Below are 1217 nucleotides of genomic sequence, written 5' to 3'. Positions count from 1 at the left end.
CCAGTAAGATCTGCTTTTCACTTTTTAACGGAAGCGTGTTGTTATCATTTTTCAGGAGCACAAAAGATTTTAAAGCGGCTTCTTTGGCTAAATTGTGATTACTTTGATCGCTCAGCATCTTTTCAGCAATACTTTCATCCACGTAAGGATGCTCAAACAGCCCCAGCTCGAATTTAGCTTTCAGCACCCTTGACAATGCATCATCTATTCTCGATTTGGGAATGCTACCATCTAAAAATGCGGGCAGAAAAAGTTTATAATGATTATAATCTACCTGGAAGATTACATCAAGGCCAGCATTAAYCGATTGCGCCGTAGCATCTTTATAATCTTTAGCCGTAAAATGTAACACATTGGCACCTCCTACTGCACCTGCATCAGAAATTACGAAACCTTTAAAGCCCCATTCTGTTTTTAGTTTAGTGGTGAGCAGCCATTTATTTGAGGTTGCCGGAGTACCAAAAACGCTGTTATAGGAAGTCATTAATGAACGGATACCTATGTTTTTAACCCCATCTTTAAATGCTGGAAAGTGGATTTCTTCTAAAAAATGTTTATCCATCTCTATCGGGTAGCTATCCCGCCCGCCATCGCCAACATTGGCAATAAAATGTTTTGGGGTAACAATGATATTCTGCCTTTCTATGGCATTCATAAAAGCATGACCTATTACAGTTGTTAGATAAGGGTCTTCCCCATAGGTTTCTTCTACCCTGCCCCATCTTACATCTGTAGCCATATTGATTACAGGTGCCAAAAGATCCCTCAAACCACGTGCCTTTGCCTCATTGGCAATAGCCGTACCAATTTTGGCCACTAAAGTAGTATCGAAACTTGCAGCTAAACCAATTGATTGTGGAAAAGCAGTAGCACCTTGCCTAACCAAACCGTGTAAAGCCTCATCAAATGGAATGATGGGAATGCCCAAACGGGTTTCCTCAACAAAATATTTTTGAATTTTATTTACTTTTTTAGCCAGAGAAAGTCCGTCTTCAGAGGTATTATAGGTTAACATTTGTTGCGCATTACCACTTCCCTGGGCAGCAGCACTAACCTGCAAACCAAAAATACCGTTTTTAAATTGTGTCTTATTTTCAGTTGTAACATCTCCAGGAATCATAAATAACTGCCAGAATTTCTCTTCTGGCGTCATTCTCGAAATGAGGTCTTTTACCCTCAAATCGATATTTAATTTCGGATTTTTATAGGGTAAAGAT

General features: G+C 39.4%; 1 protein-coding gene. It reads right to left on the bottom strand.

Annotated features, from left to right (window positions below):
* A partial coding sequence (locus AC1DPQ_RS28185; protein ID WP_477611630.1) for a glycoside hydrolase family 3 protein occupies nucleotides 1-1217 on the bottom strand: 1217 nt, incomplete at both ends.

It is taken from the genome of Pedobacter sp. 01T416_2, assembly GCF_056398925.1.
Note: the sequence above shows the minus strand (reverse complement) of the source record. Positions and strands in the feature narration are given on the sequence as shown.